The following is a 22605-nucleotide window of genomic DNA, read 5'->3' as shown; positions in this document are numbered from 1 at the left end:
CACGCGGCTACGTCAACCCGGTCATGCCGTCCTGGCCGAGCAGCAGGCCGCCGGTGCCGCCGGCGCCGACGTTGCCCGCGGGCGTGCCAACTCCGGCGTTACCACCGTTGCCGCCGTCGCCGAACAGCCCGGCGACACCGCCCGCCCCACCGTTGCCACCGGGCGTTGTGCCGTCCTCGCCGGCGCCGCCGGCGCCGCCGTCGCCGCCGTCGCCGAACAGCCCGGCGTTGCCGCCGTCCCCGCCGGCACCGCCGGTGCCGCCGGCACCGCGGAATCCGCCCAGCCCGCCGGCGCCGCCGGCGCCGCCGGCGCCGAATAGCAGGCCGCCGGCACCACCGGTCCCCCCGTGTCCGGCGGTGTCACTACCGCCCGACCCGCCGGCGCCGGCGGCGCCGCCGTCCCCGGCCCCATCGAAGCCGTCGGCGCCGGTGCCGCCAGCTCCGCCGATGGCGCCGAACAGCCCCGCGGCCCCGCCGGTCCCCCCGCCCCCGCCGACGGTGTTAAAGCCGGTTCCGCCGATGCCGCCGGACCCGCCGGCGCCAAACAGCCCGCCGGCCCCGCCGGCTCCCCCGGACCCGCCACCTAGGTCGCCGGCCCCGCCGGCCCCGCCGGTCCCGCCGGTGCCGAACAGCCCGCCGGCCCCGCCGGCCCCGCCGGTCCCGCCGTCGCTGGAGGTGCTGGCGCCGCCGGTCCCGCCGGTGCCGCCGGCACTGAACAGCCCGCCGGCCCCGCCGGCCCCGCCGGCCCCGCCAATGCCAGCGGCGTTGGATCCGCCGGCGCCGCCGGCCCCGCCGGCGCCCAACAGCCCGCCGGCCCCGCCGGCCCCACCGTTTTGGCCCGTGCCCGCTGCGCCGGACCCGCCGGCCCCGCCGCTACCGAGCAAGATCCCCCCGGGGGCGCCATCGGCCCCAGTGCCCGGGGCCCCGTTGACGCCGTTGCCGATCAGCGGGCGCCCTACCAGCGCCTGGGTGGGTGCGTTGATCGCGTCGAGCACGGCCTGTTGCACAGGCGGTAACGGCGACGCGGGGTCGGGGCCGTTGCTCCCGTTGGCGCCCAACAGCAGCCCGGCGGTGCCGCCGGTGCCGTTGCCGCCCGCCGTCCCGCCGGTCCCACCGTTACCGCCGTTGCCGCCGTCGCCGATCAACCAGGCGGTGCCGCCGGGACCGCCGGCTCCGCCGGCCTCGGTGCCGGCGCCGCCGGCGCCGCCGGCGCCGCCGCTGCCGAACAGCCCGGCCATGCCGCCGGCCCCGCCGGCGCCGCCGGCAAAATTCCCGCCGAAGCGTCCGCCGCCAGCGCCGCCGGCCCCGCCGGCTCCGCCATCGCCGGCGAGTAGGCCGGCGTTGCCGCCTGACCCCCCGTTCCCGCCGATGCCGCCATTGGAGGCGGGGCCGCCGGCCCCGCCGGCGCCGCCGTTGCCGAACAGCAGGCCGCCGTTCCCGCCGGGTCCCCCGTCCCCGGCGGCAATGGAGCTGTGCCCGCCGGTGCCGCCGTTCCCGCCCACACCGAACAGCCCGCCGTTGCCGCCGGCCCCGCCGGGTCCGGGCGCCTGGCCGTCCCCGCCGGCGCCGCCGTCCCCGCCAATAGGCCCGAACCATCCGGCGTTGCCGCCGGCACCGCCCGGCGCGCCGGAGGTGGCACCGGAGGTGCTGTTCCCGCCGGCCCCGCCGTGACCGCCCGTGCCGAACAGCCCGCCGGCCCCGCCGTTGCCGCCGGCCCCGCCGGTCGCGCCGACGCCACCCCCGCCGACGCCGCCGGCGCCGCCGACCCCGCCGGCCCCGCCGGTGACGCCCAAACCGAGGCTTAACCCGCCGTTGCCGCCGGCGCCGGCGGCACCGAACAGCAGCCCGCCGGCCCCGCCGTTCCCGCCGGCCCCGGCCGCACCGGCCGTCGCGCTGCCGCCGGCGCCGCCGGCGCCGCCGTTGCCGAACAGCCCGGCGGCCCCGCCGTTGCCACCCGCCATGCCGGCCGCTCCGGACCCGCCGGCCCCGCCGGACCCGAACAAAATCCAGCCATCGCCGCCGTTTGCCCCGCTCCCCGGGGCCCCATTGGCGCCGTTGCCAATCAACGGGCGCCCCAACAGTGCCTGAGTGGGCGCATTCAGCAAATCGAGCGCACCCTGCAGCGGCGAGGCGCTGGCGGCCTCGGCGGCCGCATAGGCGCCCCCACCTGTGGCCAAGGCCTGCACGAACCGCTCATGGAACGCCGCCGCCCGCGCACTGAGCGCCTGATAGGTCTGGCCGTGCATTCCGAATAAGGCCGCAATCGCCGCCGACACCTCGTCGGCACCGGCGGCCAGCAACGCCGTCGTGGAGCCCGCCGCGGCCGCGTTGGCGGCGCCGATCGTCGAGCCGAGAGTAGCCAAATCCGTGGCCGCCGCCACCAGCGCCTCCGGCGCCGCGATCACATATGACATCGGACACGTCCGACCACCGCGCGATGCCGATCGAAGGGCCGCCCGGTCACCGGCGGACAATCTGCTGGAGCGCAGCTTATCGCTATCCGGGAAGCATGTGCGTGGGTTTCCCAAAAATCCTCGCTGCCTTTCGCCCGCACGCGGGCGACCTGGTGTTCCTCGGGGATCGGCGGCGATTGGAGGATGTCCGAAACACCATGGCGCTGAGGTGGCGGCCCGGTGCGCATCAGGCGCGCTGACCCGATCTTCAAAGTGCCCGACGGCTACGCCGATTCGGCGGTGGCCAGAGGCCGGCCGCATCGCGGCGCCTGCGATGTCCGTGCGCGTGTACCAGGACTGGCGAATTCATCCTCGCTACCGGCACCTCATACTCAAACCTGTTGCTTACGTTGGACATTGCGACCAGGGTGTGGTCGACGTCCGGGGGAACCCGACCTCCTAGCAGGCCCGGGGCCTTGCGGCGACTGTCTGAACGGGAAATCGTCACCACCCTGCTGATGCCGGCGCCACTGGATGTCGACGACGAGATCGGCGGGGTCGTCCGACGGGCGTTGCCGATTCCCTACGTCGGCGGCTCGCGCATTCAGCCCAGTTCAGTTCAGAGCGTATAGGATTCATCGACGCAATCTGACCGACAGCCTGGGCGTAGGCCGCTCAGCGAGCGCGCAGTCCGGATCACCGTCAAACCGTTCACGACAAGCAACGGTAGCCGCGGATCGGCAGCTGCCGTTGCTGAGTCGAAAGGACTGGTTGTCAGGTGGTGACGTCGGTGGCTTTCGGCAGTCCGGCGTCGGCAAGTTCTTCGTCGGTGGGCAGTCGCAGAGCGACCAGTCCAGCGAAGGTATCCGGTTCGAGCTCTATCCGGTTGACGGTGACATGGACCGGCACCCAATCGACGTCGTGCCCAGGCAAGCGCAGCACATGACTGGCCGATCCGTTGGCGAGGTCTCTTGTCATGGCGTCGATCACGTGCTGGTCGTCGGGATGTAGACGAGGCCCATCGGCCGCGCTACGCCGCCAGTCGTAGAAAGAGCAGGGTTGGTCGAGCCATTTCAGCAGGGTCCAGGTTTTGAGATCGACCAGTGCCCGGTGGACTCCGGCCTGTGCCAGTCCGATGAGGATCCGCTGAGCCAAGTCGTCGACGGGCACTGCAGGGGCCTTGGTCTCAGCACGCCAATTCATTGCCCGGGCGACCAGGTGATCGCGGCCGTTTGGTCCCGGCTCGAGAGCGCTTCGCGCCACGAAGCCGATCCGGATGGGTGTTCCTTGCCAATCAGTGAGATCCCAAATGCTGCATAGTGTTTTGCCGGGCTTGGCTTTAACTGCCATGGCAAGCACCTGGGTTTCGTTCGGATTGAGCTCGCGCGCCGGCAGGTCTTCGGCGAAGGCTCGGCCGTAGGTGATCTCGACCTCGGGATTCTTGCCGCTGTTGGTCAGTGACTCCGGGGTGTCGGTGGCCACACCACGGGTCAGGTCCCACTTCAGCGGGCCTGGGATCGGCCGGTCGGGCGGTTCGGCGTCTGTGGGGCCACTCCACACCTGCACGCCGTGCATGCGGCCGTCGGTCATTATTACAGGTTCGGTGCGGATGACGCGATCGTGCTTGGGAGTGATGCTGGTCAGGCTTTGGCCGGTCTGCAGCGTCTCGGCGATAGCTGTGCGGACCGCCGCCAAATAGGGACTGCGACGCAGGAACGTGGTGATCGGGACGAGCTTCTTCAGCTCACGCCCCCGTGCTACCACGGCCGGTTCGTCCCCCAGCGTCTCCACGAGCAGCCAGTCGTGGGTCATGCGAGCAGTCTACGGACGCGGTGCGCTGTTGACTCGGTGGGGTACCGGTGGTCGCCGAGGGAATTCCCTTGCAGGACAGCGCATGCGTGTGGTATCGCTAGGCCAACCCGCCCGAACCGTCGTTGCCTTCGTGCCAGCGGCCGGCCTCCGAGGCAGATCAGACCCGAGGTGGTGCCATGACCACCGGCGTTGCCATACCGGGTGGTAGCGAACCACTCAGCATCCGCAACTTGCTATGCGGCGGTGACGTGCATGGGAATGCCCTGGGTAGGTGGTCGATGTTGGCCTTACGGGAGCTGCCGGCGTGTTGCCTGGTGATTTGCCTATCGCACTCGGCGACAGGTCGTTTCCTGCTGCGGATGTCGGGAGCGCGCACGGATGGTGTTGCTCAGACCGTTGGGTGTGCTGGGCGACGGAACAGCGGTGTTTCCTCAGCGGCGTGAATGCGTCGTTTGTGGCGGCTGTCACTGCGTCGATTCGTGGAGGCCGTCCGTCGAGGGGGGCGAGTCCACGTGTCCGGTGAGTTCATCTCCGAAAGTGTCAGGCGGACACCGTGTTCGGCGGATGCTACCCGCCGGGATAGGTGGCATTACCGGAGACAGTGGGCAGCGCGGCATCGCGGCGTGATAGGGCGCCGGTGTCGCCGTTGGCCGATCGCCCCGGTAGGTGCGATCCGGAAGGGTATCGATGCCGTTGTGCAGGAACGTATCCGGAGGGATGTCGTTTGCCCTGGGCGGGGTAGGTTCCCGCCACCAGCGGCGCTAAGGTACACCGTTGACTCCGTTCTCGCCGACTATCAGCCCGCCGGTACCGCCGGCACCGGACGTGCCCCCGCCGTTGCCGCCGTTGCCGCCGTTGCCGCCGTTGCCGATTAGCACGGCGTTGCCGCCGTTGCCGCCGACACCGCCGACGGCAAGGCTCTCTCCGCCGGCACCGCCCGCACCGCCGTTGCCCGCCAGTAGGCCGGCCCTTCCGCCGGTCCCGCCGGCCCCGCCGATAGCTGTTCCACTGAATCCGCCGGTCCCGCCTATCCCACCGCTGCCAACTAGACTGGCATTGCCACCGGCTCCGCCGGCACCACCGTCGTCATTGCCGCCGAATCCGCCGGCGCCGCCGGCTCCACCGCTGGAGATCAGCAGGCCGGCGTCGCCGCCGACGCCTCCGGGCCCACCTTTGTCAGTGCCGGCGCCGCCGGCCCCGCCGGCCCCACCGGCGCCGAACAGCAGGCCCGCCTTGCCGCCGGCCCCACCGGCGCCACCGTCGCCGGTGTTCTGGTTGAGTCCGCCGTCCCCGCCGGCTCCGCCGGTCCCGCCGAGCAGACCGGCGTTACCGCCGTTGCCACCGGCACCCCCGATGGTGGCGCCGTCGCCGCCGGCCCCGCCATCCCCGCCGCCGGTGCCCACCAGTCCGCCGAGCAGCCCGCCGGACCCGCCGGCCCCGCCGGCCCCGCCGGCACTGCTATCGCTGGATCCGCCGGTCCCCCCGGCGCCGCCAGCGCCCCACAGCCCGCCGACTCCGCCGGCTCCGCCGGCCCCGCCATTCCCGCCTCCCGCTGCGACGCCACCGCCGCCGCCCATTCCGCCGTCCCCGGACAGCCAGCCGCCGGCCCCGCCGGCTCCGCCGGCCCCAGCGTCGCCGGTCGTTGAGTTCCCACCGGCCCCGCCGGCGCCGCCAGTGCCCAACAGCCCCGCCGCGCCGCCGGCGCCACCGTCTTGGCCCAGCTTGCCCGATCCGCCGGTTCCGCCGTTGCCGAGCAACCACCCGCCGGGTGCTCCGGGTTGCCCGGTACCCGGGGCCCCATTGGCGCCGCTGCCGATCAACGGGCGCCCGGTGAGCGCTTCGCTGGGTGCATTTATTGCGTTGAAGACCGGCTGCAGCGGTCCGCCGGCGCCGTTGGCTCCGGCGTCGCCGATGGTCGGCCCGAACCCGCCGCTGCCACCGTTACCGGCGGCGCCGATCAGCACGGCGTCGCCACCGGTCCCGCCGGCACCACCGGTCGTGGCGCCCTCCCCGCCGGCGCCGCCGCCACCGCCGTTGCCTACCAGCAGGCCGGCCCGGCCGCCGTCGCCGCCGGTACCGCCGATGTCGGCGAGCGCGGTGCCGCCGGCCCCGCCGATCCCGCCGCCACCAAGCAGTCCGGCGTTGCCGCCGTCCCCACCAAAACCGCCAGGGCCACTCACGCTTGAGCCGCCGGCGCCGCCCGCACCGCCGTTGGACACCAGCAGCCCGGCGTTACCGCCGTGACCACCGGCGCCACCGGAATCGCCGGACCCGCCCTGCCCGCCGGTCCCTCCGGGGCCGAACAGCAGGCCGGCATTGCCGCCGGCACCACCGGCGCCGCCGTTGTTTCCTAGGCCGAACCCGCCGGCACCCCCGGAGCCGCCGGGGCCGAACAGCAGGCCAGCGTTGCCGCCGGCGCCGCCGGCGCCGCCGTCGAGGCTGCCGGGCCCGCCGGCGCCGCCGGCCCCGCCGCCGGCGCCGCCGGCCCCGCCGCCGGCGCCGAGCAGCCCGCCGAGCAGCCCGCCGGCCCCGCCGTTCCCGCCGGCTCCGCCGGCCGCGTTGAGTCCACCAAGGCCGATTCCGCCGGGTGCGCCCGCTCCACCGGCTCCGAAGAGCCCGCCTGGCCCGCCGGCGCCGCCGGCCCCGCCGATCCCGCCGTTCAAGGCCGCTCCGCCGAGCCCGCCGATCCCGCCGTTGCCCCACAGCCGGCCGCCGGCGCCGCCGGCCCCGCCAGCCCCGCCGTTGCCGGTGATCGAGGTCCCGCCGGCCCCGCCGGGTCCGCCGGTGCCGATCAGCCCGGCCGCCCCGCCGGCCCCCCGTTTTGGCCCGGCGCACCCGACCGGCCAGCGCCGCCGTCACCCAGCAACCACCCGCCAGGTGCGCTGTTGGCCCCGGTCCCGGGGGCGCCATTGGCGCCGTTACCGATCAACGGACGCCCGGTCAGCGCCTGGACGGGTCCGTTGACCGCGTTGAGCAGTGTCCGTTGAGCGGCCTCCGCGCCGGCGTAGGCCCCCGCACCGGTGGCCAGCGCCTGCACGAACTGGGTGTGAAACGCCGCGGCCTGCGCGCTGGCGGCCTGATAGGCCTGGCCGTGGGCGGAAAACAGGGCTGCGATCGCCGCCGACACCTCGTCGTGGGCCGCGGCCACGATACCCGTCGTCTGGGCCGCCGCGGCCGCAGTGGCCGCGCCTAACGTCGAGCCCAGGCCCACGAGGTCCGTTGCTGCCGAGTCCAACGCCTCCGGCGCCGCGATCACAAACGACACGTGTCACCTCCCGCCCGGATCTTCGGCCGGTGCCCACGACCACTACGTGATAGGCCGAAGACACTGATGTCAAGTGCATCACATCGGCTAAGACGACGACCCCGCTTTGCCCGACAACGCCGGGGCGCTGGGCTGCTCACGGTGATTCCTCACTTAACTCGGCGAGCACCAGCCGCAGCACCCGCACCGCGCCCGCCTTGTCTAAGGGGTCGTTGCCATTGCCGCACTTGGGGGATTGCACACACGATGGACACCCACTGGGGCATTCGCAGGCTTCGATGGCCTCCGCGGTGGCGCCCAGCCAGGTGCGGGCCCGGCGAAAGCCGCGTTCGGCGAATCCGGCTCCACCCGGATAGCCGTCGTAGACAAAGACACTGGGCAGCCCCTCGGGCCCGGTCGCTGTGGACATGCCGCCGATATCGCCGCGGTCGCAGCTGGCCACCAGCGGCAGCAGCCCGATAGCCGCGTGTTCGGCGGCGTGCAACGACCCGGGAATCCGTGTGGCCTCAATACCGCTGCGGACCAATGCATCCGAAGTGATTGTGTACATGACCGCGGTTGTGGGCAAGGTGTGTTCCGGCATGTCCAGCTCCACGAAGTCCAGCACCTCCCCGGACAGCTGGCGGCGCAGGTAGCCGACGACGTGATTGGTGACAGTCACCGGCACCAAACCCAAAGCAACGGGCCCGAAGACCAACCGCTCGCCGGTGCCGGTGACCGCGATGTCGGTGACCTCTCGCGCGAACGTGGCATAGCCGGGATCCTCGGCGTGCACGAAGGCGATTCCGTCCTGGAAATCCAGCGAGTCAACGACGTAGGTCTCGCCCTGGTGCAGGTACACTGCGCCTGGGTGCGCTGCGGCCGGGGCCTGACCGACGCCCACGCTGCCCAAGAGCCGCCCGGTTCCGGCCTCCACGATGACGATTTGGCCACCGATAGCCCCCCGGACATCCACGGCGGCATGCGGTTTCACCCCGGGCGCCGGAAAGTACTTGCCGTTCCGGCGCCGCAACAGCCCGTCGTCAACCAGACTCTCCGCCACCTCAACGGCGCCCCAGGACCGGACCTCGGCGTCGTCTAAAGGCAGTTCTGTTGCTGCACAAAGCAATTGGGGACCCAGCAGGTGCGGGTTAACCGGATCGATCACCACGCGCTCGACCGGTTTGTCCAACAATGCTGCGGGATGGTGGACCAAATACGTGTCCAGCGGATCGTCACGGGCAATCAACACCACCAGCGCGCCCTGGCCGCGCCGGCCCGACCGGCCCGCCTGCTGCCAGAACGAGGCCACCGTCCCGGGAAAACCAGCCAGCACCACCGCATCCAGTCCGGCGATATCAACGCCCAACTCCAAAGCGTTGGTGGTAGCCAGCCCGCGCAGCCGGCCCTCGGCCAGGGCCTGGTGCAGCGCGCTACGGTCCTCGGCAAGATAACCGGCCCGATACGACGCCACCGTGTCCGACAGTTCCGGGGCAATGTCGACCAGTCGCGCCCGGGCACCCAGTGCAGTCAGTTCCGCCGCGCGCCGCGATCGGACGAACGTCAAGGTCTGCGCTCCCTCGACGATCAGGTCGGCCATCACCCGGGCCGCCTCGGCACCGGCGGAGCGTCGCACCGGGGCGCCGTGCTCGCCGATCACATCCGACCGCAGCGAGGGCTCCCACAATGCCACCGTGCGAGCCCCCCGGGGTGAGCCGTCCTCGGTGACCTCCACGACCGGCTGGCCGATCAGGTCGGCAGCCGTCGCGCCCGGCGAGGCCGTTGTCGCGCTGGCGAAGATCACCGTCGGGTGCGCAGAGTAGCGCGCGCACAGCCGTAGTAAACGGCGCAGTACCATCGCCACATTCGAGCCGAAAACACCACGGTAGTAATGGCATTCGTCGACGATCACAAAGCGGAGATTCCGCAACAGCACAGCCCAGCGCGCATGGTTTCGAAGCACCGATAGGTGTGTCATATCCGGGTTGGAGAACAGCCACCGGGAGCGCTCGCGGGCAAAGCGGCGCACCTCGTCGGGACTGTCGCCGTCATAGGCCGTCGGCGCGACGTCAGCCAGCCGTGGCACCGCGGCCGCCAGCGCATGTGCGGCGCGCAACTGGTCGTGGCCGAGCGCCTTCGTCGGCGACAGATACAGCGCACGCGCCCGGGAGTCGGTTGCCAGCGCGTTGAGCACGGGAAGTTGATAGGCCAACGACTTTCCAGACGCCGGGCCGGTGCCTATCACCACGTGGCGGCCGGCGTACGCCAACTCGGCGGCCTCAGCCTGGTGTGACCACGGCGAGCTGATGCCGCGGTCGGCAAACGCATCCACCACGTCGGGCTCGGCCCACTCCGGCCAACCGCGCGGCCGGCCGGCCTGCGGTGGCAGCTCGGCGACGTGGCGCAGCGGACGCTCGCCCGGCGGGGTCCCGGCGACCGCTGCGGCCAGCAGGTGGCTGCCGAAACTCGCCATTTGCGGACCCTTCGTAGCTCCGTCCACACCCAGAGGCTGTTGCCGACGCGATGAACATGATTGACTGATTGGCGGTCGCAGCTTCTGTGTTCGTGTCAAACTTTCGCAGGATCGACGTTGCGGCCGCGGTTCCTGCGAGGTTATCGGTCGGGTGAAGTTCCGGCGACTCGGCGAGGTATGGCGGTCGCAGCTGGCCCGGGGCACCGAAAGGCGGTGCACCGCACCCAGAAGAAAAGGAAAGATCGAGAAATGCCACAGGGAACTGTGAAGTGGTTCAACGCGGAGAAGGGGTTCGGCTTCATCGCCCCCGAAGACGGTTCCGCGGATGTATTTGTCCACTACACGGAGATCCAGGGAACGGGCTTCCGCACCCTTGAAGAAAACCAGAAGGTCGAGTTCGAGATCGGCCACAGCCCTAAGGGCCCCCAGGCCACCGGAGTCCGCTCGCTCTGAGTTACCCCCGCGAGCAGACGCAAAAAGCCCCCAAAACGGTTCCGTTTTGGGGGCTTTACGTCTGGTCGCCACATGGCGCGCTGCCGCCGCGCCGGATGCCTAAAGCCAGCGACCCGCTCGCTGGCTTACTGTCGGTGAGGTGAGCCAGCTTTCCTTCTTCGCCGCGGAGTCAGTACCTCCCGCGGTCGCGGATCTTTCCGGGGTGCTGGCGGGCCCGGGCCAGATCGTGCTGGTTGGTTGCGGCGCTCGGCTGTCGGTAGTCGTCGCCGAGTCCTGGCGCGCATCGGCCCTGGCCGAGATGATCCAGGAGGCTGGTTTGGTACCCGAGGTCGCCCGTACCGACGAAAACACCCCGCTGGTGCGGACGGCCATCGACCCGCTGTTGTGCGGCATCGCCGCCGAGTGGACGCGCGGTGCGGTCAAGACCGTGCCCCCGCGATGGCTGCCCGGGCCGCGCGAGCTGAGGGCTTGGACTCTGGCGGCAGGCAGCCCGGAGGCCGACCGTTATTTGCTGGGCCTGGATCCACACGCGCCGGACACCCATTCTCCGCTGGCGTCGGCGCTGATGAGGGTCGGGATTGCGCCCACCCTGATCGGTACCCGGGGGACCCGACCGGCGCTGCGGATTAGCGGGCGACGCAGGTTATCGCGCCTGGTGGAGAACGTGGGGGAACCCCCAGACGGGGCCGAGGCATGGGTACAGTGGCCTCGGACCTAGCTCGGCGACGATGCGGACCCCAGCGGGTCCGCTGAGGAGCCGGGCAGTCGGGCTGAGCTCGGCGACGATGCGGACCCCAGCGGGTCCGCTGAGGAGCCGGGCAATCGGACCTAGTTCGGCGCGCGCGGATCTCCGAGCGTCCTGAGCGGCCCGTTTGAGCCTTTGGTGTGGGTAATCTGTTTGCAGCCGGTTTGCGCAGGCCCGCCCTAGAGTGCGAGATTGTCAGTTGCCCACAGGCGAGGGAACGCCGGCGTACCGGAATTCACCTGGGATTCGGCAGTCGGCCGCGTCCTCTACCTACCGGGGCGGTCTCGATAGGGGCCGGGATAAGAGATGGAGCGTGGGCGCAGTTGGCTGACCCGAAAACGAAGGGCCGTGGCAGCGGCGGCAATGGCAGCGGCCGGCGACTGGTCATCGTCGAGTCGCCCACCAAGGCGCGCAAGCTGGCCTCCTACCTGGGCTCTGGCTACATCGTCGAGTCCTCCCGGGGGCACATCCGTGACTTGCCGCGGGCCGCGTCGGATGTACCCGCAAAGTACAAGTCGCAGCCGTGGGCGCGGCTCGGGGTCAACGTCGACGCCGACTTCGAACCGCTCTACATCATCAGCCCGGAGAAACGGAGCACCGTCAGCGAGCTCAGGGGCCTGCTCAAAGACGTGGACGAGCTGTATCTGGCCACGGATGGGGACCGTGAGGGCGAAGCCATTGCCTGGCATCTGCTGGAAACCCTCAAACCGCGCATACCGGTCAAGCGGATGGTCTTCCACGAGATCACCGAACCGGCGATCCGCGCCGCCGCCGAGCACCCCCGCGACCTAGACATCGACCTGGTCGACGCGCAGGAGACCCGGCGCATCCTGGACCGGCTGTACGGCTACGAAGTCAGCCCAGTGCTGTGGAAGAAGGTCGCCCCCAAGTTGTCGGCGGGCCGGGTGCAGTCGGTGGCCACCCGCATCATCGTGGCGCGCGAACGCGACCGCATGGCGTTCCGCAGCGCGGCCTACTGGGACATCCTTGCCAAGCTGGATGCCAGCGTGTCCGACCCGGACGCCGCGCCGCCCACCTTCAGCGCCCGGCTGACGGCCGTGGCTGGCCGGCGGGTGGCCACTGGCCGCGATTTCGACTCGCTGGGCACGCTGCGCAAAGGCGACGAAGTCATTGTGCTCGACGAGGGGAGCGCGACCGCGTTGGCCGCGGGCCTGGATGGCACGCAGCTGACCGTGGCCTCGGCCGAGGAGAAGCCCTACGCCCGGCGCCCGTACCCGCCGTTCATGACCTCCACGCTGCAGCAAGAGGCCAGCCGCAAGCTGCGGTTCTCCGCCGAGCGGACGATGAGCATCGCCCAGCGGCTGTACGAAAACGGCTACATCACCTATATGCGTACCGACTCCACCACGCTGTCGGAGTCGGCGATCAACGCCGCACGTACCCAGGCGCGCCAGCTCTACGGCGACGAGTACGTCGCGCCGGCGCCGCGCCAATACACCCGCAAGGTGAAGAACGCCCAGGAAGCGCACGAGGCTATCCGGCCCGCCGGTGAAACGTTTGCCACCCCGGACGCGGTGCGTCGCGAACTCGACGGTCCCAACATTGATGATTTCCGGCTCTATGAGCTGATTTGGCAACGCACCGTAGCCTCGCAGATGGCCGATGCGCGGGGCATGACGCTGAGCCTGCGGATCACTGGCATGTCGGGGCACCAGGAGGTGGTGTTCTCCGCGACCGGACGCACCTTGACGTTCCCGGGCTTCCTCAAGGCCTACGTGGAGACCGTGGACGAGCTGGTCGGCGGCGAGGCTGACGATGCCGAGCGGCGACTGCCCCATCTGACCCCGGGTCAACGGTTGGACATCGTCGAGTTGACCCCAGACGGCCATGCCACCAACCCGCCGGCCCGCTACACCGAGGCGTCGCTGGTCAAAGCGCTCGAGGAGCTGGGCATCGGCCGCCCGTCGACCTACTCGTCGATCATCAAGACCATCCAGGACCGCGGCTACGTGCACAAGAAGGGCAGTGCACTGGTGCCGTCATGGGTGGCGTTCGCGGTAACCGGTCTGCTCGAGCAGCATTTCGGTCGGCTCGTCGACTACGACTTCACCGCGGCGATGGAAGACGAGCTCGACGAGATCGCCGCCGGCAACGAGCGCCGCACCAACTGGCTCAACAACTTCTACTTTGGTGGCGATCACGGTGTGCCCGATTCGGTAGCCCGATCGGGTGGCCTCAAGAAGCTTGTCGGGATCAATCTCGAGGGCATCGACGCACGAGAAGTAAACTCTATCAAACTTTTTGACGACACCCACGGACGCCCCATATATGTTCGGGTGGGCAAGAACGGTCCCTACCTGGAACGTTTGGTGGCCGGCGACACCGGTGAGCCCACGCCGCAGCGGGCCAACCTCAGCGACTCGATTACCCCGGACGAGCTGACTCTACAGGTGGCCGAAGAGCTCTTTGCCACACCGCAACAGGGACGGACTTTGGGCTTGGACCCAGAAACCGGCCACGAGATCGTGGCCAGGGAAGGCCGGTTTGGGCCGTATGTGACCGAGATCCTGCCGGAGCCTGCGGCTGATGCGGCCGCGGCCGCTCAGGGAGTCAAGAAACGCCAGAAGGCCGCCGGGCCCAAACCGCGCACCGGTTCGTTGCTGCGGAGCATGGACCTACAGACGGTCACCCTCGAAGACGCGCTGAGGCTGCTGTCACTGCCGCGCGTGGTCGGAGTGGACCCCGCCTCGGGTGAGGAGATTACCGCGCAGAACGGGCGCTATGGACCGTATCTAAAGCGCGGCAACGATTCTCGATCACTGGTCACCGAAGACCAGATATTCACCATCACGCTCGACGAAGCCCTGAAGATCTACGCAGAGCCGAAACGTCGTGGCCGGCAAAGCGCTTCGGCTCCGCCGCTGCGCGAGCTGGGAACAGATCCGGCGTCGGGCAAGCCAATGGTCATCAAGGACGGCCGATTCGGGCCGTACGTCACCGACGGTGAGACCAATGCCAGCCTGCGTAAGGGCGACGACGTGGCTTCCATAACCGACGAGCGCGCCGCCGAGCTGTTGGCCGATCGCCGAGCCCGGGGTCCGGCAAAACGGCCAGCCAGGAAAGCTGCCCGGAAGGTGCCGGCGAAGAAGGCAGCCAAGCGCGACTAGCTGCGTACTTCGCTGGAAACCTCTTCGGGTGCAGCCAGATTCATTGGCCTGGCTAGTTGGGTGGGTGCAGCACGTCCGCGGAGCTCAACCACCTCGCCAACATCCCAACACAATGCTTCGGCGTCCAGAGCGCCACTGACCGCGATCGCCGACGCCAGAACGTGGCCATCCTCGAGTTTGGCCAGTTCGGTGAGCCGGGCGGCCTCGTTGACCGGGTCGCCGATGACGGTGTACTCGAAGCGGGCTTGAGCGCCGATGTGGCCGGCGATGGCCCTTCCGGCCGACACGCCGATGCCGAACTCCGCGGAACCCAGCACTGGGATGAGTTCGTCGTGGAGCTCACGTGCTGCCGATAGCGCGGCACCAGCACCGTCGGGGTGTTCGATGGGTGCACCGAAGATGGCCAGCGCGGCGTCGCCTTGGAACTTGTTGACGAACCCACCGTGCCGGGCGACGGTTTCGACCACTACCCGGAAGAACTCGTTGAGCAGCTGGACCACCTCGGCGGGCGGTCGTGTCGCGGCCAGTTGCGTGGAGCCGACCAGATCCACGAACAGCACCGCGACGTCGCGTTCCTGACCGCCCAACTCGGTGCCGCGCTCCAGGGCCCGCCGGGCCACGTCTTCGCCGACGTAGCGACCGAACAAGTCACGCAACCGCTGCCGCTCGGACAGCTCGCGGACCATGTCGTTGAAGCCGGCTTGTAGCAGGCCCAGTTCGCTGGCGTCGTAAATCTGCATGTGGGCGTTGTAGTTGCCGCGCTGCACCTCGCTTAGCGCCCAGCGCAACTGGCGTAACGGGTCGGCGATCGACATGGCCACCAACAGGGTGCTGACGGATCCGATGCCCAGCGCGGCCAGTGCCATCATCAGGATGGGATTGAACAGCGCCTCTGGTGTGGCGTGCAGCAAGGCAATCTTGTCCGCCGCTACGGCCAGCACGATCGCCAGGAGTGGTACGCCGGTGGACGGAATCCACGCCAGCATCAGTCGCAGTATGACGCCGGGTGCGTTGACGTTTTCCGGCACACCGCTGCGCAGCGCCGCGACGGCCACCGGCCGTAACACCCGTTCAGACTGCAGGTAGCCGATGATGGCGGTGGCGGTGGCACCCAGCGCGGTGGCCACCGCCACGACGGGGGCCGCATGCTTGGCCACCGACCAGCTGGCGAGGATGAACACCCCGCCGCCGGTAGCCCAGACCGCCAGGCTGATCAGAGTGCGGTACAACGGCATGCGCAATGCGCGGCTGCGGGCCAGCTCGGTGGCGGCCGGATCAGGCTCGGTGAGCAGGTTGTCGCGGCGCTGCCATCGAAAGACCGGCATCAGCAGCTTCAGGTTCACCACGGCCCCGGCGAGGAACAAGATGATTACCGTGCTGACGAAGATCAGTAGGTTGACCGGTGGCAGATCCTGCAGTTGGATATTGTCCTGAGGCGGCAGGCCGTAGCGCAGGAATCCGAGCACGAACAATGCGCCGATGATGTCGGACTGCAGCATGCTCAGCGAGAACAGCGGCCACGGAGTGCGCACTACCCACCGGACGAATGCATGGATCCGTCTGGGTAGCGCCGCCGTGGTTGCCATTAGCCCACCGTATCGGGCGGCGGGGACTTGCCGGAAACCGACGAACGCCTCGGCATCCATCCAAAAGGCGACGAAAGATCACGGAATTGTCGCGAAACGAACGCTGATCGGTATCTGTCGGCGCGGATAGCTACTGTTGCCGATGATGTCCGGGGTGTTTACGCGGCTGGTAGGCCAGCAAGCGGTGGAAGCCGAGCTGCTTGCCACGGCCAAGGCGGCCCGTCGTGACTCGGCTCACAGCGTGGGTGGCGGCGGGACTATGACACACGCGTGGCTGCTCACCGGTCCGCCCGGTTCTGGGCGCTCGGTTGCCGCGCTGTGCTTCGCGGCGGCTTTGCAATGTACGTCGGGCGGGGAGCCCGGGTGCGGGCGCTGCCGGGCGTGTACGACCACGCTGGCGGGCACCCACGCCGACGTACGCCGGGTGATTCCCGAAGGTCTGTCGATCGGTGTGGACGAAATGCGGGCCATCGTGCAAATCGCCGCGCGCCGGCCGACTACCGGGCACTGGCAGATCGTGGTGATTGAGGACGCCGATCGGTTGACCGAAGGCGCCGCCAACGCGTTGCTCAAGGTTGTCGAGGAGCCGCCGCCGTCGACGGTGTTCCTGCTGTGCGCGCCGTCGGTGGATCCCGAGGACATTGCGGTCACGCTGCGATCCCGGTGTAGGCATGTCGCGTTGGTGACTCCGTCGACCCACGCGATCGCGCAGGTGCTGAGCGACGGCGACGGGCTGGACCCCGACACGGCCAATTGGGCGGCGTCGGTCAGTGGTGGCCATGTCGGACGAGCGCGCCGGCTGGCCACCGATCTGCAGGCCCGGCAGCGACGCGAGCGGGCTTTGGGGCTGGCACGTGACGCCGCGACACCCTCGCGTGCCTACGCAGCCGCCGAGGAGTTGGTGGCCGGCGCCGAGGCCGAGGCCTTAGCGTTGACCGCGCAGCGTATCGAGGCCGAGACCGAAGAACTGCGGACGGCGCTGGGAGCCGGAGGTACCGGTAAAGGCACCGGCGCGGCGTTGCGCGGTGTCACCGGCGCGATGAAGGATCTTGAGCGACGGCAGAAATCCCGGCAGACGCGGGCCTCGCGCGATGCGCTGGACCGGGCACTGATCGATCTGGCGACCTACTTCCGGGATGCACTGTTGGTCGCAGCCCACGCGGGTGGGGTGCGGGCCAACCACCCGGATATGGCCGACCGGGTTGCTGCGCTGGCCGCCCACGCCCCGCCGGAGCGGCTGCTGCGCTGCATCGAAGCGGTGTTGGCGTGCAGGGAAGCGCTAGCGGTCAACGTCAAACCGAAGTTCGCCGTCGATGCCATGGTCGCCACCATCGGCCAGGAACTGCGGTAGCGACCGCCGCAAACTTGGGCGGGCCGGCCCGCCTGCCGTAGACTCGTGCCGCCCGGCAAGCGGGCACCCAGGGAACAAAGCCGCCTTAGCTCAGTCGGTAGAGCGATTCACTCGTAATGAATAGGTCCGGGGTTCGATTCCCCGAGGCGGCTCCACCTACCAGCGGAAATACACCAATGAGAGTTAGCTACCCCCACTGATATCGGGCTCACTTGATACTTTCCTGATACTTTCAGCCGCTACTTTCCCGGCAGCGAATCGATCCAACGTGCCCCGCACGTCCGGGCCATGGGTATGACGCTGCAAATAGTGGGCCTCGGTGGTGGCCAGCTTGGAGTGACTGAGCTGCTGCTGCGCCAGCGCAGGACCATGGTCATCACGGACCACCGTGGCCACCGTGCGCCTGAAGCTATGCGGGGTAACCCACCGGAGATCGTCGGGCAAGGCAGCCCGCAGGCCCCGTCGCAGATTGGCCAGCGACATCCAACCTCCGCTACGGCTGGCGAACACCGGGCCCGCGGGGCCGGTCTCGCCCAGCAGTGCAGTGAACGCCTCCACACCGAACCGGGGAAGCACCACAGTGTGCTCCGGGGCATCACCCTTACGTGTCTCCTGACGGTGCAACGCCTTGCCCGCAACCCGTTGGTGGTCGACCAGGGTGCCCGAGATCGTGACAGTCGGCGGGTCGGCCAGGAGATCGACATCCGACCACCGCAGCGCCAGCACCTCACTCGGCCGCGCGCCTGTAGCGGCCAGCACTTCAACGAACGCCGGCAACAGCCGGCCCGGCTTCGGACCACCGTGCCCTTCGCGGCCCGCATACGCCTTCACCGCCGCCCGCACCCGCTCGAACTCGGCGGCCGTCATAGCTCGCGCGGGCTTGCGGTGAACCTTCGCAGTCCTGGTCTCCACAATCGGATTCACCGCCAGGACATCGAACCGGACAGCCAGCGAGAACATCCCCCGCAAGATGATCCGTAAATACCCGGCCTGAGACGGTGTGGCCACCGCGACAGCCTGAATATGAGCATTGGCCTTCGACGTCGGAAGTTCGCTCACCCGCAGCGCGCCCAACCGCTCGGCGCCATGCTTAGCCCACACCTGCCGATACTGACCCACCGTCTGCGGCTTGATCCCATCCTCAAAAACCTTGGCCTCAAGCCACGCCTCGAACAACTCCCCGAGCGTCGTCCGATCGGTCACCAACTGCCCAGACAACGGGGCCCGGCGTTTCACCAAGTGCCGCTGAAGAATCCGCCGGGCATCCTCCACAGACTTGCCACTCGAACGCTCCACCCGCCGACGCTTCCCATCCGAATCACGAACATAGGTGGATGCGAAAAACCTTCCACCAGAAGACCACTCGGTGATACGGCCATGTTCACCGGGCTGCAGGCGCTGCCTAGGCATCAGGCTCAAGACCGAGTAGAAAACGGCGTTCTAGACGTTCGTCGCGAAGACGGACAAGCCGCTCCTCGATAAGCTTGCGTGCCTCTTCCGAAGGGTTCGCCGGTATCGGCTTAGCTAGTTCGTGCTCCACTTCCAACAGCCTGCGCCAAGCCTGCAAGCGGCCAATGTTTTTCTCGTACTCCCCGCGCAACCGTGCCGACTCAGCCGGCCGCGACGCGCTGTCCGTGTAACCATGGTCCCTGATACCCGAAAACCACTGCACCGCATCAATTTCCGTGCTCTGCACACCCGGCAGCACTTCAATGTACTCCTCGTATCTCGGGCCGGGGTAGACCAACACGACAGGCGGCACGTTCAACGCAGCAGCCAACACCAGCAACTCCGCAGTGGTGACGTACCGCCGGCGTCCGTTCTCCAAGTCTGTAATCACCGACCGCGAGACTTCGCAGCCAAGCTCTTTAGTTCGGTCTGCAAGCCATTGAGTTGACCGCCCGGCCCGTAACCGTTCTATCTCTCTAGCCACGCGATAGGCCTCGTGCTCGCCCCAGTTGGCGGGAGCACGGTCGGTCCAGTTCGGCCTCTTCTTCGGTTGCGTCATAGAACGCAGAATAGCCCGCTACTTGCGTCTTGATCGAACCCGTGGTATCTCTTGTGTCTATCAACGCACATTCGAGTGTACTTGCGTCGATTGACACAAATCTGAAGGGAGGGTGAATGAACGATTGGAAGAGCACCAGCCTCAAGCTCGGCGGCATCAGCCGCTCACTGGTGTTCCAACTCTGGGCGTCGGGCGCGCTCGCGTCAGTGAAGATCGGCAGGCGCCGGTTCAGCACAGATGCCCAGATCGCGGGCTACATCAACGCGCTAGAGGCGTCCGGCGCACCTGGTGGTGCCGCCTGATGAACACCACCAACAACGCGAAGGCCCCGAGGCTGCCACCCCGAGGCCTTCCGAACCTGCCCACGCAAAAGGAGATTCAACGATGACTGTACCAAGCCCCGACGACGACCAGGCCGACCACGGCCTTGTTCGGTGCGAGCACTGCGGCCGGTACGGCTGGCACACAAGCGACCGATGCCCAGAGACACGTTGCGCGCCGTGGTGCACAGACTCAGGTACTGACCACGTCAACGATCTTGCCTGCTGGGGAGCCGACCATTATGTAAGTCTATCTATGGAGCACGGCTACCCGCACGGCGCCTTGCCCGACATGGTGGACCAGTTCGACCCGCCACGGATCGGAGCCAACGCCTACCGCCGGAAACCAGGCTGGCGCGCCTGTGTGTATCTGCACATCTATCGGCCGCACGACAACCAGCACCTCGACCTCGACACCAACGTCCAACTGACCGCCGACGAGGCCCGTCAACTCGCCGCCCACTTACTCACGGTGGCCGACGAGATCGGTGGTGTCCGATGAACGCCCACGGTTGCCGATTCGACTGGTGCGAAAACATGACGAACACATCCGAATCGCAGCGCTGCGAGCATTTTCAAACACCGATTTACGTTCCGGTGACCGGAGATTCGCTAGCTGGGATCGCCGACCGCCATCCCGATTGGGAACACATGCCGACTGCGGGAGTCGGCGTCAGGTTCAATGAAGACCTAGAACCGGCGCCGACGATCTTCCTCGACATTCAAGACGGAAGGGGAGCCGGCAGAGATTGCGTGCTTCGCATCGACGAAGCGGTCTTGCTGTACAACGCGCTCGCCGGTGCAATCACCAAAGCTTGCGCCGGCACCAACCTCTCCCCGAAGCGGATCACCGCGTTCTACAGCCGGGAGAATCAGTGACCGGTACTCCACCGTCGCAACAGCGCGCGTGGTGGCCGGTCCACCAGTTCCTAGAAGCCGTTGTGCAACAGGCCAACTACGGGGCCATACCGGTCGCCGGAACACCATCGTGGTGCGCCTTGTCCGACGGTGATCCTCGCAAGCTGCTGGCCCTGGCCATTGACGGAGAACACCACGTTCTTCGGATCGAAACCGCACAGACGGCACTGGCAGAAGCATCCTGCGAGATTTCCAAAGCCGCTGACTGGCCTGAGCTTTCGCGGGCGATCCGCAGACGCTCCGGGGTGTATATCACCCGCGAGGTGGTGGCCTGAATGGACGCCTACACCCGCGGCTATCGCCGAGCGACCCGACACCTGCTGGCCGCCGGACTGCTACCAGCCCCATGCCTACCCGAACTACAAGCCATGTGGGCAAACAGCCCTCAGGACCGCGCAATCGTTCAAGACATCTGCCAGCGATGGGAGATTCCGCAATGACCGACGCGTTCTGGGAGTCCCGCGAAGTCCTCCGGCACGTGCGCACCCTGGCACGTGCTCGCGGCGTCGGCCCGTGGGCCGTACTCGGAGCTGTCCTTGCCCGAGCAGTGACCACGATTCCACCGGACATCACGCTGCCCGGCATCGTTGGCGGCCCGATGAGCCTCAACCTGTTTGTAGCCATCACCGGCCCCAGCGGAGCCGGGAAGGGAGCGGCCGAAGCCGCCGCCCGGGACGGATTTACCTTCAAGGGCCCAATCGTGGAAACAGTGCCCCTCGGCAGCGGAGAGGGCATAGCCCGCACCTTCAGACCGCCAGGCACCCAACACGATTCCCCCAACCCCGTCGTAGCGGCCATCTTCACAGCACCCGAAATCGACACCCTAGCCGCCATCGTCGCCCGGCAAGGATCAACCCTGTCCGCCGAACTACGCAAGGTCTACAGCGGCGAGCAACTCGGATTCGGCAACGCCGGCAAGGAAACCCGCGTCATCGTGCCCGCCGGCACCTACCGCGCCTGCCTGACCATCGGAGTCCAACCCCTGCGCTCCCACGCACTGCTCGGCGCCAGCGACGGCGGCCTGCCCCAACGATTTGTCTGGCTCCCCACCTCCGACCCCGACGCACCCGACGAACCCCCACCGGACCCCGGCGTCTGGAAAGTCAGCCGCCCCGCATGGCTACACGCCGTCGGCAGCACCATTAACCTGATCGTGCCCGAGACCGCCAGCAAATCTATCCGCGCACACCGCCTAGCGGTTCTCCGGGAAGACCCGAACGTCGATCCCTTGGACGGCCACAGCTTGTTGACACGGCTGAAAGTCGCCGCCGCGCTCATGGCGTTGGACGGCCGCACCATCGTCAGCGAAGAGGACTGGAGACTCGCCGGATATGTCATGGACGTATCCACCTACACCCGCGAACGCTGCCAACGCGCCCTGATCGAACAGTCCCGCACCGCCAACGCCGCACGCGCACTCGCCACCGCCGACCGCGAAGAAATCATCAGCGACCGCAAGCTCCAACGCGCCAAACAAGCCATCCTGCGCAAGCTCACCGACAGCCGCCAGCTACCACGCAACATCATCCGCCGATCACTGAAAGCGGATCTCCGGGACTACTTCGACCCAGCACTCGACGGACTACTCACAGAAGGCGAAGTGACCGTTTCCCCAGGACAACGCGGAACTCAAAAGGTCCCCGTGTACCAGCGGTACACGCCTCAAAAACCGCACTCTAGCAGCGAAGATAAGACGTGTACCGAAAGTACTCGTGTACCAACCGGTGAGAAGTCCAACCCAACACAGCGACCCCGCCGACGACAGCGCACCCGAGGCAAGCACCGAACCCCACAGCAAACAGGAGAAGCCACCGCATGAACTACACCGACCGCATCTACAGCACACCACTAAGCCCACTGCCCGCCGACCTCATCCGCACCCAAGGACCCGTCAAACTGATGATCGGTGCAGCGCCCGGACGCAAGCTATCGATCGGCCTCCTCGTCGAAGCACAGCTACCGATCGGCGCCATTGAAATCAGCCTCACCGGCCCACAGGTTGAAGACTTGGCCCACCAACTCCACGAACTCATCAACCTCGACGGCGAGCAAGTAGCTGCGCTCATCGACCGCCTACACCAAGACGACGACTAGTGACGTTGCGTCCCTGCCTCGTCTGCGGAACACCCGCAGCAAACACCCGATGCGACCAGCACCGGGTTAAGCGCCCTGCCA

Annotated in this window: 17 protein-coding genes, 1 tRNA gene and 4 pseudogenes; 12 read left to right on the top strand and 10 right to left on the bottom strand. The window is 68.4% G+C overall.

Going from position 1 to position 22605, the window contains the following annotated elements; all coding sequences use genetic code 11:
• Positions 1-7 precede the first annotated feature (7 nt).
• The 3 pseudogenes from MCAN_RS24240 to MCAN_RS23775 form a co-directional block, all read right to left on the bottom strand.
• A pseudogene (locus MCAN_RS24240) lies at positions 8-577 on the bottom strand (PE family protein); the annotation flags it as partial.
• A 900-nt stretch (positions 578-1477) separates the two neighbouring features.
• A pseudogene (locus MCAN_RS23780) lies at positions 1478-2104 on the bottom strand (PGRS repeat-containing protein); the annotation flags it as partial.
• 90 nt (positions 2105-2194) lie between these two features.
• Positions 2195-2413 (bottom strand): annotated as a pseudogene (locus MCAN_RS23775) (PE family protein); the annotation flags it as partial.
• 455 nt (positions 2414-2868) lie between these two features.
• Between MCAN_RS23775 and MCAN_RS23020 the strand changes: the two are divergent.
• On the top strand, positions 2869-3024 hold the full coding sequence (locus tag MCAN_RS23020) for a hypothetical protein (protein WP_015294573.1): 156 nt from the start codon (positions 2869-2871) through the stop codon (positions 3022-3024).
• Between the two features lie 142 nt (positions 3025-3166).
• Here the strand turns inward: MCAN_RS23020 and MCAN_RS19300 are convergent, their stop codons facing one another.
• The 4 genes and pseudogenes from MCAN_RS19300 to MCAN_RS19280 form a co-directional block, all read right to left on the bottom strand.
• Positions 3167-4204 (bottom strand): PAS domain-containing protein, encoded by a 1038-nt coding sequence (locus MCAN_RS19300; protein WP_003419657.1) that lies wholly within the window; start codon positions 4202-4204, stop codon positions 3167-3169.
• Positions 4205-4965: 761 nt separating this feature from the next.
• A complete protein-coding gene (locus MCAN_RS23765) occupies positions 4966-6867 on the bottom strand; it encodes a PGRS repeat-containing protein (RefSeq protein WP_014001864.1) in 1902 nt (633 codons plus the stop codon).
• A 365-nt stretch (positions 6868-7232) separates the two neighbouring features.
• A pseudogene (locus tag MCAN_RS23760) lies at positions 7233-7469 on the bottom strand (PE family protein); the annotation flags it as partial.
• Between the two features lie 136 nt (positions 7470-7605).
• Positions 7606-9921: a DEAD/DEAH box helicase gene (locus tag MCAN_RS19280; RefSeq protein ID WP_014001862.1), complete on the bottom strand. Its 2316-nt coding sequence runs from the start codon at positions 9919-9921 to the stop codon at positions 7606-7608.
• Between the two features lie 249 nt (positions 9922-10170).
• Between MCAN_RS19280 and cspA the strand changes: the two genes are divergently transcribed.
• The 3 genes from cspA (at position 10171) to topA (ending at position 14247) form a co-directional block, all read left to right on the top strand.
• Positions 10171-10374, top strand: coding sequence for a cold shock protein CspA (gene cspA, locus MCAN_RS19275; RefSeq protein ID WP_003419650.1), 204 nt, complete (start codon positions 10171-10173; stop codon positions 10372-10374).
• 139 nt (positions 10375-10513) lie between these two features.
• Positions 10514-11092 carry a hypothetical protein gene (locus MCAN_RS19270; RefSeq protein ID WP_014001861.1) on the top strand — a complete coding sequence of 193 codons (579 nt, stop codon included), beginning with the start codon at positions 10514-10516 and terminating at the stop codon, positions 11090-11092.
• Between the two features lie 350 nt (positions 11093-11442).
• Positions 11443-14247 (top strand): type I DNA topoisomerase, encoded by a 2805-nt coding sequence (gene topA, locus MCAN_RS19265; protein WP_003899617.1) that lies wholly within the window; start codon positions 11443-11445, stop codon positions 14245-14247.
• On the opposite strand, the gene MCAN_RS19260 is transcribed toward topA, so the two are convergent.
• Positions 14244-15893: an adenylate/guanylate cyclase domain-containing protein gene (locus MCAN_RS19260; RefSeq protein WP_014001860.1), complete on the bottom strand. Its 1650-nt coding sequence runs from the start codon at positions 15891-15893 to the stop codon at positions 14244-14246. The genes topA and MCAN_RS19260 overlap by 4 nt on opposite strands.
• An 85-nt stretch (positions 15894-15978) precedes the next feature.
• Here MCAN_RS19260 and MCAN_RS19255 point away from each other — a divergent pair, with 85 nt between their 5' ends.
• Entirely contained in the window at positions 15979-17184 is a 1206-nt protein-coding gene (locus MCAN_RS19255; protein ID WP_014001859.1) for a DNA polymerase III subunit delta', read from the top strand.
• A 79-nt stretch (positions 17185-17263) separates the two neighbouring features.
• Positions 17264-17339, top strand: a tRNA-Thr gene (locus MCAN_RS19250).
• Between the two features lie 28 nt (positions 17340-17367).
• On the opposite strand, the gene MCAN_RS19245 is transcribed toward MCAN_RS19250, so the two are convergent.
• Entirely contained in the window at positions 17368-18594 is a 1227-nt protein-coding gene (locus MCAN_RS19245) for a tyrosine-type recombinase/integrase (protein WP_014001858.1), read from the bottom strand.
• Positions 18587-19192: a helix-turn-helix domain-containing protein gene (locus MCAN_RS20810; protein WP_014001857.1), complete on the bottom strand. Its 606-nt coding sequence runs from the start codon at positions 19190-19192 to the stop codon at positions 18587-18589. Before MCAN_RS20810 ends, MCAN_RS19245 begins: the two co-directional genes overlap by 8 nt.
• Before the next feature lie 116 nt (positions 19193-19308).
• On the opposite strand from MCAN_RS20810, the gene MCAN_RS19235 reads away from it, so the two are divergent.
• The 6 genes from MCAN_RS19235 (at position 19309) to MCAN_RS19210 (ending at position 22524) form a co-directional block, all read left to right on the top strand.
• Positions 19309-19494, top strand: coding sequence for a hypothetical protein (locus MCAN_RS19235; RefSeq protein ID WP_041180174.1), 186 nt, complete (start codon positions 19309-19311; stop codon positions 19492-19494).
• A 274-nt stretch (positions 19495-19768) separates the two neighbouring features.
• A complete protein-coding gene (locus tag MCAN_RS19230) occupies positions 19769-20014 on the top strand; it encodes a hypothetical protein (RefSeq protein ID WP_041180173.1) in 246 nt (81 codons plus the stop codon).
• Between the two features lie 35 nt (positions 20015-20049).
• A complete protein-coding gene (locus MCAN_RS23755; RefSeq protein ID WP_232505283.1) occupies positions 20050-20391 on the top strand; it encodes a hypothetical protein in 342 nt (113 codons plus the stop codon).
• Positions 20388-20705: a DUF2742 domain-containing protein gene (locus MCAN_RS19220; protein ID WP_041180171.1), complete on the top strand. Its 318-nt coding sequence runs from the start codon at positions 20388-20390 to the stop codon at positions 20703-20705. The genes MCAN_RS23755 and MCAN_RS19220 overlap by 4 nt, the downstream gene beginning before the upstream one ends.
• 161 nt (positions 20706-20866) lie before the next feature.
• Positions 20867-22249 carry a hypothetical protein gene (locus MCAN_RS19215; protein ID WP_049805712.1) on the top strand — a complete coding sequence of 461 codons (1383 nt, stop codon included), beginning with the start codon at positions 20867-20869 and terminating at the stop codon, positions 22247-22249.
• A complete protein-coding gene (locus MCAN_RS19210) occupies positions 22246-22524 on the top strand; it encodes a hypothetical protein (protein WP_041180170.1) in 279 nt (92 codons plus the stop codon). Before MCAN_RS19215 ends, MCAN_RS19210 begins: the two co-directional genes overlap by 4 nt.
• Positions 22525-22605: the final 81 nt, after the last annotated feature.

Origin of the sequence: Mycobacterium canetti CIPT 140010059 (assembly GCF_000253375.1) — a bacterium.
Classification (GTDB): Bacteria; Actinomycetota; Actinomycetes; order Mycobacteriales; family Mycobacteriaceae; genus Mycobacterium; species Mycobacterium tuberculosis.
Note: the sequence above shows the minus strand (reverse complement) of the source record. Positions and strands in the feature narration are given on the sequence as shown.

Bases quoted from the DNA above. Each gene is read 5' to 3' on its own strand.
- MCAN_RS19300 (WP_003419657.1), bottom strand. From the start codon at position 4,204: ATGACCCACGACTGGCTGCTCGTGGAGACGCTGGGGGACGAACCGGCC.
- MCAN_RS19280 (WP_014001862.1), bottom strand. From the start codon at position 9,921: ATGGCGAGTTTCGGCAGCCACCTGCTGGCCGCAGCGGTCGCCGGGACC.
- cspA (WP_003419650.1), top strand. From the start codon at position 10,171: ATGCCACAGGGAACTGTGAAGTGGTTCAACGCGGAGAAGGGGTTCGGC.
- MCAN_RS19260 (WP_014001860.1), bottom strand. From the start codon at position 15,893: ATGGATGCCGAGGCGTTCGTCGGTTTCCGGCAAGTCCCCGCCGCCCGA.
- MCAN_RS19255 (WP_014001859.1), top strand. From the start codon at position 15,979: ATGTCCGGGGTGTTTACGCGGCTGGTAGGCCAGCAAGCGGTGGAAGCC.
- MCAN_RS19245 (WP_014001858.1), bottom strand. From the start codon at position 18,594: ATGCCTAGGCAGCGCCTGCAGCCCGGTGAACATGGCCGTATCACCGAG.
- MCAN_RS20810 (WP_014001857.1), bottom strand. From the start codon at position 19,192: ATGACGCAACCGAAGAAGAGGCCGAACTGGACCGACCGTGCTCCCGCC.
- MCAN_RS19235 (WP_041180174.1), top strand. From the start codon at position 19,309: ATGAACGATTGGAAGAGCACCAGCCTCAAGCTCGGCGGCATCAGCCGC.
- MCAN_RS19230 (WP_041180173.1), top strand. From the start codon at position 19,769: ATGGAGCACGGCTACCCGCACGGCGCCTTGCCCGACATGGTGGACCAG.
- MCAN_RS23755 (WP_232505283.1), top strand. From the start codon at position 20,050: ATGACGAACACATCCGAATCGCAGCGCTGCGAGCATTTTCAAACACCG.
- MCAN_RS19215 (WP_049805712.1), top strand. From the start codon at position 20,867: ATGACCGACGCGTTCTGGGAGTCCCGCGAAGTCCTCCGGCACGTGCGC.
- MCAN_RS19210 (WP_041180170.1), top strand. From the start codon at position 22,246: ATGAACTACACCGACCGCATCTACAGCACACCACTAAGCCCACTGCCC.